We start from the raw sequence: 13,048 nt of genomic DNA, 5'->3' as shown, positions 1-13,048 counted from the left end.
AGGCGCGAACTTTCTTACCTCAAACTCGATCACCATCTGGATGGCGTTGCCTAGCACGTTCATACCGCAGACTGCTCCAGACCACCAAGAAATTTGTCGATTGCCGACCAAGCCTCTGGCTCGCTTAGCGTCGGGGCGTGTCCGCGCCTGCTGACATTCTGTGTAATGATGTGAGGCAGCCGGCGCGTCATCTCCGCGAGCGTCTCAGTGGACAGAATGTCCGACGTCTCGCCACGTACCACCAGCAGGGGTTTGGCGCCCGCCAGTTCGAATAGCGGCCAGAGGTTCGGTGCGGTGGTGCCGTTGGACACTCCCAACGCAATCGCGGGGTCGTAATCGAGAACCGGCGTTGGTCCCTCCTGCACATAAATTTCACGCGCCATCGCCTGCCAATCCTCGACGCGATAGTCGGGAAAGGCGACGCCATTGGTGTGGGCAGTTTGCGCGGCCGCCGCGTCCCAATCACGAACGGGGCCACTCTTGCCAACGTAACCGGCAATGCGTGCGAGGCCACGCGGATCCACTTCGGGCCCGACGTCATTCAGCACTGCCGCACGGATTCGACCCGCATCGGTTGCCATCATAATCATCGCCATCAGACCGCCGAGGGACGTGCCGATCACGACCACTTTGGTAATGCCAAGCATATCAAGCAAATTGCGCATGTCCTGTACATACCGGTCAGGACGGTAGCGAGCTGGATCGGCATCGCGGGCCGAGCGGCCACGGCCACGCTGGTCCGGGCAGATTACACGATACGCGGTCCGCAATTTTTCCGCGAGCGGCGCAAAATCCTTGCTGTTTCGCGTCAGCCCGGGCAAACAGAGAATAACCGGCGCGTCCCTCGCCGGGCCGGGGTAGTCGCGCGCATAGAGACGCAGACCGTCATCACTCTGGTAAAACACATCGACATAGTTCATCACGGCGTCCTTAAACAATTAGAATGAGGCATGTTTGAATTGAATGTTCCCTTAATGCCGCGATGGTACTGGCTGAATCCGCAACAGGAATTCACGATTGGCCGCACATGAAAATCAGCCGCGACATGGGTAGAAAAAAAGCCGGTGAAAAGGCCAAGGTGCCCAGGCCCGGAACGACGAAGGCCAAGGCGCCGAAGCGCGCGCGTGCGACGGTTGGACGCCCGCGAAAGGTGGATGGCAGAGTGATCGCGGCGGATCGAATACTCGATGCCGCCGAGGATCTGTTTTCCAAGCGCGGTTTTGACGGTGTCACCATGCGCGAAGTCGCCGAGCTGGCCAATGTTGATGCCGCGCTCGCGCACTATTATTTCGCCAACAAGCAAGGCTTGTTCGATGCAGTACTGGAGCGCCGGTCCGAACTGGTATTTTCCGAACGCACGCAAGCCTTCGATGCCTACGAAGCCGCCTGTGGCGACAACGTGACCGTCGAGGGCGCTGTTGCGGCCTTTGTGATGCCCTTGCTGGAGCGGGCACGCAAGGGTGACGACGGCTGGAAGAACTATTTTCGCCTGATCGCGCTGGTGAACAACGACGCCTCGCATGTGGCGCAATACATCATGTCGTACTTCGATCCGCTGGTGCACCGGCTGATTGCGCTGGTGAAGCGTGCGCTTCCGGAGGCCAGCGAGGAAGAACTTTTCTGGTGCTTTCATTTTCTGACTGGTTCCCTCACGCTTGCGCTTTCACGCACCGGTCGTCTTGACCGGCTCAGTGGTGGACTCTGCCGATCGGATGATCTGGCCTCGATCGAACCGCGCATGGTCGAGTATTGTGCGGCGGGCTTCCGTAGCGTTTGTGTGCGTGCCGATGGGCTGCCCAAGAAGAAAACCGGCGGCCCGCGAGCCGCCGGCAAGTAGCCCTAAAACTTCAGGGTGACGGTGGCCTTGACCACACGCGGATCACCGTAGAAGGCCGTGACCGTATTGAAGAACGAAACGAAGTTGTAGCCGGCGACCTTGTAGCGTTTGTCCGTCAGGTTGCGACCATTCAGTCCTACCTGGACCTTGCGATCCTTGCTGGTCCACACCAGGTTGGCATCCCACAACGTGTACCCCGGTTGCGCCAGCATCAGATTCGCCGGTATCAACGCGTCAGTCGCCGCAATGCCGGTCGGACGTGTGAATTCCGTCTGATACGCCTGGCTCTTGTAAGACAGGCTGTTACCCCAGGCCAGTCCGCCATCTCTGCCGAACATCGCGAGCGGCCATTCGTAGGTCGCCGTGATGTTGGCAGACTTCTTCGGCGTGTTTTGGAACTCTGCCGAGCCCGCAACGTTGATCAGGGCCGCCGCGCTGCCCGTAAGCCCGTTGGCAACGATCCATTCCTTGTATTTGGCGTCGATGTAACCGACCATGCCGCTCACCGTGAAGGCATCCGTGATGCGCGCCAGCGCCTCCAGTTCAAGGCCTTTGATCGTGGCTTTGCCGGCATTGGTCACGTTTCCGGCAAATCCCGTGACGACGCCGCTGGCGTTAAAAGTGGGAATCGAGCCTGGAATCTGGACATTGCTGTAGTCCGTGTGGAACACGGCGGCATTGGTCTGAATCCGGCCGCCGTTGAACGTCGACTTAAGGCCCAACTCATAGGTCTTGACCTCTTCGGGCTCAACCCCTTTGCGTTTTTCAAGCGAAGTCGCACTGGTGGGGATCCCTCCCAAGTCCATGCGTGGATCGAAGAATCCGCCCTTGAATCCTTCCGCGTAGGACGCATAGAGGTTGTGCTCCCGGGCAAACTTCCAGCCGAAACCGATCTTGGGGGTGAATTTGGTATCGGTCCGATTCAGGTCACTCTTGCTCATATCCGTATTGACCGCGAGGCCAACGGCCGCCGGGTTGCCGAGCGTGGGGGATCCGATCAGTCCAAGATAGGTTCTCTTGTAGATCGCCGCCTCGCGCTGGTCATTCGTGTAGCGTCCACCGAGGTTGATATTGAATGTGTCCGAAACACTGTAGCTGGCATCGGCAAACGCGGCCCAGGTCTTGGTGTCTATATCGTCGCGCGTATAGAGGGACAATCCGCCCGCAGCGTTATACAACACGTCAAATTCGTTGAACGCGTTTGCTTTCATGTAGTAGACGCCTGCAACGCCCTGCCACTTTGCACCCGTGTACGTGAACTGGAATTCCTGGCTGCGTTGTTTGTTTGTATAGATCGCAGGCGCTTCAAAAAGCGGCGTATTCAGCGAATCGAAATCGATCGGCGCGTAGGATTTATCTGCGCGGCTTGCGGTGATCGATTTGAATGACAGTGCTGAATCGATCGTCCAATCAACAAGCAGCGATTCACCATGGGTGGTCACTTTTTGAGCGTTTCCGAGCACGGAATAAAGATTGGCGCGCGTGTCGTAATTGCCGTCGAGTACCGGCAAGTTTGTCGGCGCCGGGCCAGACGTCAGGCGATAACCTTGTTTGGGAAGCGAATCGTCGACCGTGCGATCCGCCGCAAAGCGGATGAACAGCGCGGTTGTTGGCGTGAACTCGGCGCTGACACGGCCCGCCAAAACATCCTTGTTGTAGTTGTCGGTGCCGTTAACGACATTCTTGCCGAATCCGTCGCGATTGAAGGAAGCGACCGTCGCGCCCAGCCTGAAGGTGTCCGTAATGGGAAGGCTGCCTTTGACGACCAGGTCCTTTTCGCTATAGCTGCCGAAGGTCGCCTTGACGCTCACCTCGGCTTTGTCGGAAATCTTGCGTGTAATGTATTTGACCGCGCCACCAATCGTGTTGCGTCCGTAAAGCGTACCCTGCGGGCCGCGCAGGACTTCTATGCGATCAAGATCGTAAATATCCGTCAGGGCGCCCTGCGGGCGCGCCAGGTAAATATCGTCCAGATATATGCCAACGCCCTGCTCATATCCCGCCACCGGATCCTGTTGACCGATGCCGCGAATGAACGCCGTCAGCGTCGTATTTGTCGCCCTCGATGTTTTTAGCGTGGTATTGGGCACCAAGTCTGCCAGGCCGGTAATATCCGGAACGCCTGCTTTTTCAAGCGCCGCGCCGGAAAAGGCACTGACTGCGCCCGGAACGTCCTGTATCAACTCTTCACGCCGCCGCGCGGTCACCGTGACAGTTTCGACTTTTTCGCTGTCGTCCGCCTTGGCGGTGGCAGGATTGCTGGCCGGCGCCTGCTGAGCGGATACCGATCCTGCGCCGACAAACAGGGCGGCAATGGCAATACTCATGGTCTTCAGTTTCATGTCTCTCTCCTCCGCTGGGGTTTTTTGATGGATCACTTCCCGGGGTTTTTTGCGTAATGAATCGCAAAAACTTGTCGATTCGGGCAAAGTCCCGGTAAAATTCATTAGTTGGTGAATTAATCGTAACAAAGAATTTGCGGAAGTGCAAGACAGTTTGGAGGCGCGCCGCACTGTCGCCGTCGGCACGCCGCTAAAATGCATGCGCGATGGTGTGCAAGAGCGGCGTGCAAACGCGACGTTGAAGCGCGGCGTTGCCAACGGAATAAAAAGGAGGAGACCCGCCAATGAATGTTCGTTCCTGGATTATGTTGCCCGCGCTCTTCGCCAGCGGGATTGGGCTTGCGCAGCCGACAGACATTCGCATCGCCCTCATCTATGACAAGACCGGGCCGCTCGAAGCTTACTTCAGGCAAACGCAGACTGGATTCCTGATGGGCCTCGACTATGCAACCGCAGGCACAATGACGCTTGGCAGCAGAAAACTCGTCGTGCTGGAGCGCGACAGCCAGGGCAAGCCTGACGTCGCCAAGGCGCAATTGGCTGCGGCTTATGCCGACGACAAAGCAGATATCGCCGTGGGTGCCACCGGCTCTGGCGCGACGCTTGCCCTGCTTCCCGTGGCTGAGGAATACAAGAAAATACTGTTGGTGGAACCCGCCGTCGCGGATTCGATTACCGGCGACAAGTGGAACCGATATGTCTTCCGCACGGGCCGCAACAGTTCACAGGATGCAATTTCCAACGCCGTCGCGCAGGACAAGGCGGGCGTCAGCATTGCCACGCTTGCGCAGGACAATGCGTTTGGCCGCGATGGCGTCAAGGCGTTCAGGGACGCAATCAAGATCGCGAAGATCGTTCACGAAGAATACCTGCCTGCCACCACCACCGACTTCACCGCCGGTGCGCAGCGCCTGATAGACAAGCTTCGCAACTTGCCCGGCCGGAAACTTATCTGGATCTCCTGGGCCGGCGCGGGCAATCCTTTCAAGATTGCCGACCTTGACCTGAAGAGGCACGGCATCGAAATCGTCACGGGAGGAAATATTCTGCCTGCCATGGCAGCGTACAAGAATTTCCCCGGGATGGAGGGGGCAACCTATTACTATTACGGTATCCCCAACAATCCGCTGAATGACGAACTCGTAAAGCGTCATCAGGCCAAGTTCAAGTCCCCGCCAGATTTTTTCACGGCCGGTGGTTTCGCGGCGGCAATGTCTCTTGTCACTGCGCTTAAGAAGACCAATGGCGACGCCCGAACCGAATCGCTCATCAGTGCAATGGAAGGCATGAGCTTCGATACGCCAAAAGGAAAGATGACGTTCCGCAAGGAAGATCATCAGGCGCTGCAGAGCATGTATCACTTCCGGATCAAGGTCGATCCCGCGCTCGCCTGGGCAGTGCCGGAACTGGTTCGTGAGATCAAGGCGGATGAAATGAATGTGCCAATCCGCAACAAGCGATGAACACCGACGAGGTTGCGTGGCCTTAATGCCAAAACCGGGCGGCTCGGGTTATTCGCATGAAGCAGTGTTCACGATTCAGGAGATGAAAATGAAGCGTTCCCTTTTTTCCCGCGTCCCCATATTTGCACTACTATTTGCCGGGGCCGCGATTGCGGCGCCCCTGCCGCAACTCGCGATCGACAAATCGCAGACGACGGTGTCGGGCATTTCATCCGGCGGCTACATGGCGGTGCAGTTGCACGTCGCGTATTCCGGCACCTTCAAGAAAGGTGTCGGCGTGGTGGCCGGCGGCCCCTACAACTGCGCCGAAGGATCGGTGCTCCACGCAATCGTACGTTGCCTGGGCCGCGCCGCCATCCCCGTTGCCGACCTGGTGAAGACCACCAATGAATGGGCGAAGAGCGGCCTGATTGATCCAACGGCCAATTTGTCCAACTCCAGGGCATACGTGTTCTCAGGCGCCAGGGACAGCGTGGTCGGTCAGTCAACTTCCAGCGACTTGCTGGCTTACTATCAAAACTTCATGCCGGCGTCGAACATCCTTTACAAGAATGATATTGAGGTCGAGCACGCGATGGTGACAGACGACTATGGCGCCGCATGTCTGACCAAAATATTGCCCTTCATCAATAATTGTAACTTTGACCTGGCAGGCGCCATGTTTCAGCACCTGTACGGCTCGCTGGTTCCGCGCACCAGGGACACTCTCGCCGGCGCCTTCACGGAGTTCGACCAGACGGCATTCGTAACGGCTCACGGCATGGCAGCCACGGGATGGGTGTTTGTCCCCAAAGCCTGCGCATCGGGCGCAACCTGCCGCCTCCATGTGGCGCTGCACGGTTGCAAACAGAATACGGCCGACATCGGTCAGGAGTTTGTCCGCAATGCCGGTTACAACCGCTGGGCGGACGCAAACAACATCGTTGTCCTGTATCCGCAAACCAGCCAGAAGGCCACCAACAGTTGCTGGGACTGGTGGGGCTATGACGATGCCAGCCACGCGAAGAAATCCGGGCCGCAGTTGGTGGCTATCATGGCGATGGTCGAGCATCTTTCCCGCGGCGGCGCGGCTGAAAAGCCGGCGTCTCCCGCAAGCGCCGCGCGCTGAACGCTGCCTGCGGGGCCACCTTGGGCTTGCTGACGACATCGAAATTGACCGTTCGCTTCGGTGGCCACATTGCGGTGAACGCCGTGTCCTGCGAGTTTCATCCGGGGACGCTGACGGCAATCGTCGGCCCCAACGGCGCCGGCAAGACCACATACTTCAACCTGATTTCCGGCCAGTTGAAAGCGACCAGTGGCCGTGTGATGCTGAACGGTCAGGACCTGTCGAATAAATCCGCGTCGGCGCGTACCCGTGCGGGACTCGGCCGCGCGTTCCAGCTGACAAACCTGTTCCCGCATCTCAGCGTGCTGGAAAATGTGCGCCTCGCCGTGCAGGCCACACGCAAGGGCCCGCATCGCCATGGGCTGAACCTGTGGACCATCTGGAGCGATCATGCGGCGCTGACCGCACGCGCGGAGGAAATCCTCGAATCGGTTTCATTGATCGACAAATCGCACAATGACGTCTCAAGCCTGCCACACGGCGACCAGCGCAAGCTGGAAGTGGCGATGCTCATGGCGCTCGAATCACAGGTATTCATGTTCGATGAACCGACCGCGGGCATGAGCGCCGATGAAATGCCGGCGGTGCTCAACCTGATTCGGCGACTGAGGGAAGACAAAAGCAAAACGATTTTGCTGGTGGAGCACAAAATGGATGTGGTGCGTGAACTGGCGGACCGTATCATCGTGTTGCACAACGGCACGCTGGTAGCCGATGGAGAACCGGCGGCAGTGATCGCGTCACCCATCGTGCAGGAAGCGTACCTGGGCGTGGCCAGGGTTGCCGCATGAGTGATGCCCTGCTCGTGCTCGAAGCGGTGCACACCAATATCGGTGCGTATCACATCCTGCACGGCGTGGATTTGGTCGTGCCGCGCGGCAAGCTCACGATGCTACTCGGCCGCAACGGCGCCGGCAAGACCACCACACTTCGGACCATCATGGGCTTGTGGCGCGCATCTGCCGGCCGGATCGTATTTTCTGGAGAGGACATTGCCGCCATGAGCACGCCGCAAATTGCCGGGCTCAATATTGCCTATGTTCCCGAAACCATGGGAATTTTTTCAGACCTCACCGTGAAAGAAAACATGCTCCTCGCCGCGCGCGGCGCCACGCGCGCGAGCGACATGGACGATACGCGCCTGAAATGGATCTTTTCTCTCTTTCCGGCGGTGGAGACGTTCTGGTCATATCCCGCCGGCAAATTGTCCGGGGGGCAGAAACAAATGCTCGCAGTGGCGCGCGCCATTGTCGAGCCGCGCGAATTGTTGATTGTCGATGAACCCAGCAAGGGCCTCGCCCCGGCGATCATCAACAATATGATCGACGCGTTTGCCGAACTCAAGGCCGGCGGCGTGACGATACTGCTGGTGGAGCAGAACATCAATTTTGCCAAGCGCCTTGGCGACAGCGTCGCGATCATGGATGACGGCCGGGTGGTGCACAGCGGCGCCATGCAGGCGCTTGCCGAAGATGAAGTGTTGCAGCGCTCATTACTGGGGCTGGCGCTATGACTCCCTGGCGGGATTTCGATTGGCAGCCATTGGCGCTGGTGCCGGTGCTGGCGCTGCTGGCGTTGCCATTGGTCGGGTCCGGCTCAACCTGGATCACGCTGACCGTTGCAGGACTTGCGATGGGCATGATCATCTTCATCATCGCCTCTGGCCTCACACTGGTGTTCGGTCTGATGGACGTGCTGAATTTCGGTCATGGCGTGTTCATCGCCCTTGGCGCCTTTGTCGCCACCAGCGTGCTGGGTGCGATGGGTGACTGGACCGGATCGCACTCACTGTGGCGCAATCTGGTAGCGGTGTTTCCGGCGATGCTGATTGCCATGCTGGTGGCCGGCGCCGTCGGCCTCGCGTTCGAACGCTTCATTGTGCGACCGGTGTACGGCCAGCATCTCAAACAGATCCTCATCACCATGGGCGGCATGATCATCGGCGAAGAGCTGATCAAGGTGATTTGGGGCCCGCAGCAGATTCCGCTTCCGCTGCCGGAAGGCATGCGTGGCGCCATCCTGCTCGGCGACGCGGCGATCGAGAAATACCGGCTGTTCGCAGTGGTGGTGGGGCTCGCGGTTTTTGGCGGCCTGGCATGGACGCTGGGGCGCACCAAGATCGGTCTATTGATCCGCGCCGGCGTGCAGGATCGGGAAATGGTGGAAGCGCTGGGCTATCGTATCCGGCGCCTGTTTGTAGCGGTGTTTGTCGTCGGCAGCGCGCTGGCGGGACTCGGTGGCGTCATGTGGGGGCTATATCAGCAGAACGTCATTCCGCAAATCGGCGCGCAGGTCAACGTGCTGATCTTCATCGTCATCATCATCGGCGGGCTGGGATCCACCGGCGGCGCATTGATCGGCGCGCTATTGGTGGGACTGATGGCCAACTACACCGGTTTTCTCGCGCCAAAAGTTGCCCTGTTTTCAAATATCGCCTTGATGGCCGCGGTATTGTTGTGGCGGCCCCAGGGCGTTTACCCGGTTGTGAACAGGTAGGGGTCTTGATGCTAAATCGCATACTTTCCGGTGACTATCCGCGCAGCCGCATCCTGGCCGTGGTGCTGGTCCTGCTGCTACTGGCGCTGGCATTTGCGCCGTTCATTTTTCCCGGGGTAAAGGCCCTGAGCGTCGCGGCCAAGGTGCTGGTGTTCCTGGTGCTGGTCGCAAGTTTCGACCTGCTGCTGGGTTATACCGGCATCGTCAGCTTTGCCCACACCATGTTCTTCGGCATTGGGGCATACGGCATCGCCATCGCCTGCACGCGTTTCGGCCCTACATGGGAAGCCGTGGGTATCGGGCTCGCGGGTTCGCTGGTGCTGTCGTTTGTGCTAGCGCTGGCGGTGGGTCTCTTTTCCCTGCGTGTGCGGGCGATTTTTTTTGCGATGATTACGCTGGCCGTGGCGTCTGCATTCCAGACGCTGGCATCGCAACTGTCGGATATTACCGGCGGCGACGACGGTCTCAATTTCAAGCTGCCGGACATTCTGTCGGGCGGCTATTCACTGATGGAGGAGCCGTTTCTCGGTGTCGCCCTCAATGGCCGCCTGCTCTGCTATTACCTCCTGTTCGTTACCGCACTGGCGCTGCTGCTCGCGATGCTGCGCATCGTCAATTCGCCGTTTGGCCGGGTGCTGCAGGCGATTCGCGAGAACGAATTTCGTGCCGAAGCCATCGGCTATCGGGTCGTCGTCTATCGCACCGTTTCCAGCGTACTCTCCGCCCTGTTTGCCACACTGGCCGGCGTCATGCTGGCGTTGTGGTTGCGATACAACGGCCCCGACACATCGCTGTCGTTCGAAATCATGATCGACATATTGCTGATCGTGGTGATCGGCGGCATGGGGACCATTTACGGGGCCGCCATCGGCGCGGCGTTGTTCGTGGTGGCCCAGGGCTACCTGCAGGAGCTCCTGAAACTTGGCAGCGATGCCGCCGCCGGCCTGCCGTGGTTGGCGGCATTGTTGTCGCCGGACCGGTGGCTGCTGTGGCTCGGCGTGTTGTTTGTGCTGTCGGTCTATTATTTTCCGACGGGCATTGTTGGAAAGTTACGGAAGCGATAGCTTTTGGTGGCACCGCAAATGGAAAAAGTCGAACCGCAGAAGGTACGCACATGACCGCATGCATCGTAGGCTGGGCGCATTCGCCCTTTGGCCGGCTTGTCGCCGAAGATCTCGAGTCGCTGATTGTCGGCGTCAGCAGGCGAGCGATGACGGATGCCGCCATCGGCGCGGAGGAAGTGGACGGTATCTGGCTGGGCAACCTGAATGGTGGCTTCGTTCCCGACAGCTTTTGCTCGTCGCTCGTTCTGCAAGCCGACGATGGGTTGCGCTGGAAACCGGCGACGCGGGTCGAAAATGCCTGCGCGTCAGGGGCGGCGGCAATCTATTCTGCCCTCAACGCCATCGAGGCGGGGCAGTGCAAAATCGCTCTTGTCGTCGGCGCGGAAAAAATGACCGCCGTGTCCGGTGAAGAGGTGACGAAAGCGCTCGGCGCGGCTTCTTATGTAAGGGAAGAAGCGGCGATGGGAATGACTTTCCCGGGTATTTTCGCGCAAATCGCGCAGACTTACTTTCGCGCGCTTTGGCGACCACTCCGCGACGCTGGCGCACATCGCCGCCAAGAATCACGCCAACGGCGTCAGCAACCCGTGGGCACAGATTCGCAAGGACGTGGGCTTCGAATTCTGCAATACGGTATCCGACAAAAACCCCATCATCGCCGCGCCATTACGCAAGACCGACTGCTCGCTGGTTTCCGACGGCGCGGCCGCGCTCGTCATCGTCGACGAATCGTTGTTGGCGCGGTTTGCGCGGGGCGTGCGCTTTCGTGCTCGCAGCCAGGTCAATGATTTCCTGCCGATGTCGCGGCGCGACCCCGCGTCGTTCGCCGGACCGCAACGCGCGTGGAAAGATGCGCTGGCATTGGCTCGCTGCAATGTTAACGACCTGTCACTGGCCGAAGTGCATGACTGTTTCACCATCGCCGAACTGCTCGCCTATGAAGCCATGGGACTGGCGCCAGCCGGACAGGGCCAGCGTGTTCTTGACGACGGCACCGTTTACGCAAACGGACGATTGCCCGTCAACCGTTCCGGCGGGCTCAAGGCCAAGGGCCACCCGATCGGCGCGACCGGCGTCTCGATGCACGTCATTGCCGCCATGCAGTTGTGCGGCGAAGCCGGCGAGATGCAGGTACCCGGCGCGAGGCTCGCGGGCGTGTTCAACATGGGAGGATCGGCGGTCGCCAATTACGTCAGCATCCTGGAGGCCGCCAGATGAACATTGCCCAGCTACTGGTGCGCAGCGCGACGGTTTTTGCTGAACGTCCCGCGGTATTTCTCGGTGAGCATTGTCTGTTCGATTACCGCACGCTGGCGGCGCGCGCGGCCAGCATCGGCGGTTTCTTGCGTGACGAACTCGGGCTGGCTGCAGGCGAACGCATCGCCGTATTCATGACCAATTGCCCGGAATACCTCGAGGTGCTCTACGGCATCTGGTGGGCCGGGCTCGCCGCCGTGCCGGTCAATGCCAAGCTGCATCCGCGCGAGATGGCGTACATCCTGGAAAACGCTGAGGCATCTTGCCTGTTCGTTGGCGCCGACCTCGCGCTGGATGTCGTGCCGCTGGTGGACGATATCGCTTCCGTGAAACGCATCTTCACTCCAGGCACGAGGGAGTACGCAAGCCTCCTGCAAGCCGCGCCGATTGCCATTCAGCATCGTGCCGCGGACGATCTCGCGTGGCTTTTTTACACCTCCGGCACCACTGGCCATCCGAAAGGCGTCATTCAGACTCACCGCAATCTGCTGGCAATGACATCGTGCTATTTCAGCGACGTGGATTCGGTCGATCCCGCCGACGCCATCGTCTATGCGGCACCCATCTCGCACGGCGCCGGGCTCTACAATTTTGCGCATGTGCTGAAAGCGGCGCGGCACGTCGTTCCGGAGTCGGGTGGATTCGATGCCGCCGAACTCAGCGAGCTTGCGCGGAAGATCGGTCGCATGTCGCTGTTCGCGGCGCCGACGATGGTGAAGCGCGTGGTCGAGCACATCGAAACCAGCGGTGCCGATCCGGATGGTTTCAAGACGATTGTGTACGGTGGCGGGCCGATGTACGTCGAGGATATTCGCAAGGCGCTCGATATCATGGGCAATCGCTTCGTGCAGATCTATGGCCAGGGTGAAAGTCCGATGTGCATCACCGCGCTTTCGCGTGATCAGCTCGCCGATCGCGCACACCCGCGCTGGCTCGAGCGCATTGCGTCGGTCGGTGTTGCCCAGTCGCTGGTGGAGGTGCGCGTCGCCGATGAAAGAGGGTTGCCGCTGCCAATCGGCGAGGCCGGGGAGATCCTGGTGCGCGGCGATCCCGTCATGGCGGGCTACTGGAACAATCCCGCCGCGACATCGAAAGTGCTGCTGGCTGGCTGGCTGTGGACGGGCGACATCGGCAGTCTTGACGGCGACGGTTTTCTCACGCTCAAGGATCGCTCCAAGGACGTGATCATTTCCGGCGGCTCCAATATCTACCCACGCGAAGTGGAGGAAGTGCTGCTCAAACATCCCCGGGTTCGCGAAGTTTCCGTCGTGGGGCGCCAGGATCCGGAATGGGGTGAGGTCGTCATTGCGTTCGTGGTCGGCGAGGGCGTTGACGCGCGCGAACTGGATGCGCTCTGCCTTGAGCACATTGCCCGCTTCAAGCGACCGAAGGAATATCGCTTCCTCGAAAGCCTGCCCAAGAATAATTACGGCAAAGTACTTAAAACCGAATTGCGCAAGCATCTTCAATAGTCACACAGG

The 13,048-nt window shown here is 59.5% G+C and carries 10 protein-coding genes and 1 pseudogene; 9 read left to right on the top strand and 2 right to left on the bottom strand.

Features of this window, described 5'->3' with window-relative positions:
• Positions 1 to 59: 59 nt before the first annotated feature.
• Positions 60 to 920, bottom strand: coding sequence for an alpha/beta hydrolase (locus tag IPP88_14830; protein MBL0123938.1), 861 nt, complete (start codon positions 918 to 920; stop codon positions 60 to 62).
• Positions 921 to 1,045: 125 nt separating this feature from the next.
• Here IPP88_14830 and IPP88_14825 point away from each other — a divergent pair, with 125 nt between their 5' ends.
• Positions 1,046 to 1,837 (top strand): TetR family transcriptional regulator, encoded by a 792-nt coding sequence (locus IPP88_14825; GenBank protein ID MBL0123937.1) that lies wholly within the window; start codon positions 1,046 to 1,048, stop codon positions 1,835 to 1,837.
• Between the two features lie 2 nt (positions 1,838 to 1,839).
• Here IPP88_14825 and IPP88_14820 read toward each other — a convergent pair whose 3' ends face one another.
• The gene (locus tag IPP88_14820) at positions 1,840 to 4,179 is read right to left on the bottom strand and encodes a TonB-dependent receptor (GenBank protein ID MBL0123936.1); all 2,340 of its coding nucleotides are present in this window, start codon (positions 4,177 to 4,179) and stop codon (positions 1,840 to 1,842) included.
• 284 nt (positions 4,180 to 4,463) lie between these two features.
• Between IPP88_14820 and IPP88_14815 the strand changes: the two genes are divergently transcribed.
• The 8 genes and pseudogenes from IPP88_14815 (at position 4,464) to IPP88_14780 (ending at position 13,039) form a co-directional block, all read left to right on the top strand.
• Positions 4,464 to 5,642, top strand: a complete 1,179-nt coding sequence (locus tag IPP88_14815; protein MBL0123935.1) for a substrate-binding domain-containing protein — start codon at positions 4,464 to 4,466, stop codon at positions 5,640 to 5,642.
• Positions 5,643 to 5,730: 88 nt separating this feature from the next.
• Positions 5,731 to 6,750: a hypothetical protein gene (locus IPP88_14810; protein MBL0123934.1), complete on the top strand. Its 1,020-nt coding sequence runs from the start codon at positions 5,731 to 5,733 to the stop codon at positions 6,748 to 6,750.
• 26 nt (positions 6,751 to 6,776) lie between these two features.
• Complete coding sequence (locus IPP88_14805) at positions 6,777 to 7,541, top strand: ABC transporter ATP-binding protein (protein ID MBL0123933.1); 765 nt, start codon at positions 6,777 to 6,779, stop codon at positions 7,539 to 7,541.
• Complete coding sequence (locus tag IPP88_14800; GenBank protein ID MBL0123932.1) at positions 7,538 to 8,263, top strand: ABC transporter ATP-binding protein; 726 nt, start codon at positions 7,538 to 7,540, stop codon at positions 8,261 to 8,263. The genes IPP88_14805 and IPP88_14800 overlap by 4 nt, the downstream gene beginning before the upstream one ends.
• On the top strand, positions 8,260 to 9,246 hold the full coding sequence (locus IPP88_14795; protein ID MBL0123931.1) for a branched-chain amino acid ABC transporter permease: 987 nt from the start codon (positions 8,260 to 8,262) through the stop codon (positions 9,244 to 9,246). Before IPP88_14800 ends, IPP88_14795 begins: the two co-directional genes overlap by 4 nt.
• 8 nt (positions 9,247 to 9,254) lie before the next feature.
• The gene (locus IPP88_14790) at positions 9,255 to 10,310 is read left to right on the top strand and encodes a branched-chain amino acid ABC transporter permease (protein ID MBL0123930.1); all 1,056 of its coding nucleotides are present in this window, start codon (positions 9,255 to 9,257) and stop codon (positions 10,308 to 10,310) included.
• Positions 10,311 to 10,360: 50 nt separating this feature from the next.
• A pseudogene (locus IPP88_14785) lies at positions 10,361 to 11,528 on the top strand (acetyl-CoA acetyltransferase).
• A complete protein-coding gene (locus IPP88_14780; protein MBL0123929.1) occupies positions 11,525 to 13,039 on the top strand; it encodes an AMP-binding protein in 1,515 nt (504 codons plus the stop codon). The pseudogene IPP88_14785 and the gene IPP88_14780 overlap by 4 nt, the downstream one beginning before the upstream one ends.
• The last annotated feature ends 9 nt before the right edge of the window (positions 13,040 to 13,048 follow it).

It is taken from the genome of Betaproteobacteria bacterium (assembly GCA_016720925.1).
Lineage (GTDB): Bacteria > Pseudomonadota > Gammaproteobacteria > Burkholderiales > Usitatibacteraceae > UKL13-2.
This window is presented reverse-complemented; position numbering and strand designations above follow the sequence as displayed.

Bases quoted from the DNA above. Each gene is read 5' to 3' on its own strand.
- IPP88_14810 (MBL0123934.1), top strand. From the start codon at position 5,731: ATGAAGCGTTCCCTTTTTTCCCGCGTCCCCATATTTGCACTACTATTT.
- IPP88_14780 (MBL0123929.1), top strand. From the start codon at position 11,525: ATGAACATTGCCCAGCTACTGGTGCGCAGCGCGACGGTTTTTGCTGAA.
- IPP88_14820 (MBL0123936.1), bottom strand. From the start codon at position 4,179: ATGAAACTGAAGACCATGAGTATTGCCATTGCCGCCCTGTTTGTCGGC.
- IPP88_14815 (MBL0123935.1), top strand. From the start codon at position 4,464: ATGAATGTTCGTTCCTGGATTATGTTGCCCGCGCTCTTCGCCAGCGGG.
- IPP88_14795 (MBL0123931.1), top strand. From the start codon at position 8,260: ATGACTCCCTGGCGGGATTTCGATTGGCAGCCATTGGCGCTGGTGCCG.
- IPP88_14830 (MBL0123938.1), bottom strand. From the start codon at position 920: ATGAACTATGTCGATGTGTTTTACCAGAGTGATGACGGTCTGCGTCTC.
- IPP88_14790 (MBL0123930.1), top strand. From the start codon at position 9,255: ATGCTAAATCGCATACTTTCCGGTGACTATCCGCGCAGCCGCATCCTG.
- IPP88_14800 (MBL0123932.1), top strand. From the start codon at position 7,538: ATGAGTGATGCCCTGCTCGTGCTCGAAGCGGTGCACACCAATATCGGT.
- IPP88_14825 (MBL0123937.1), top strand. From the start codon at position 1,046: ATGGGTAGAAAAAAAGCCGGTGAAAAGGCCAAGGTGCCCAGGCCCGGA.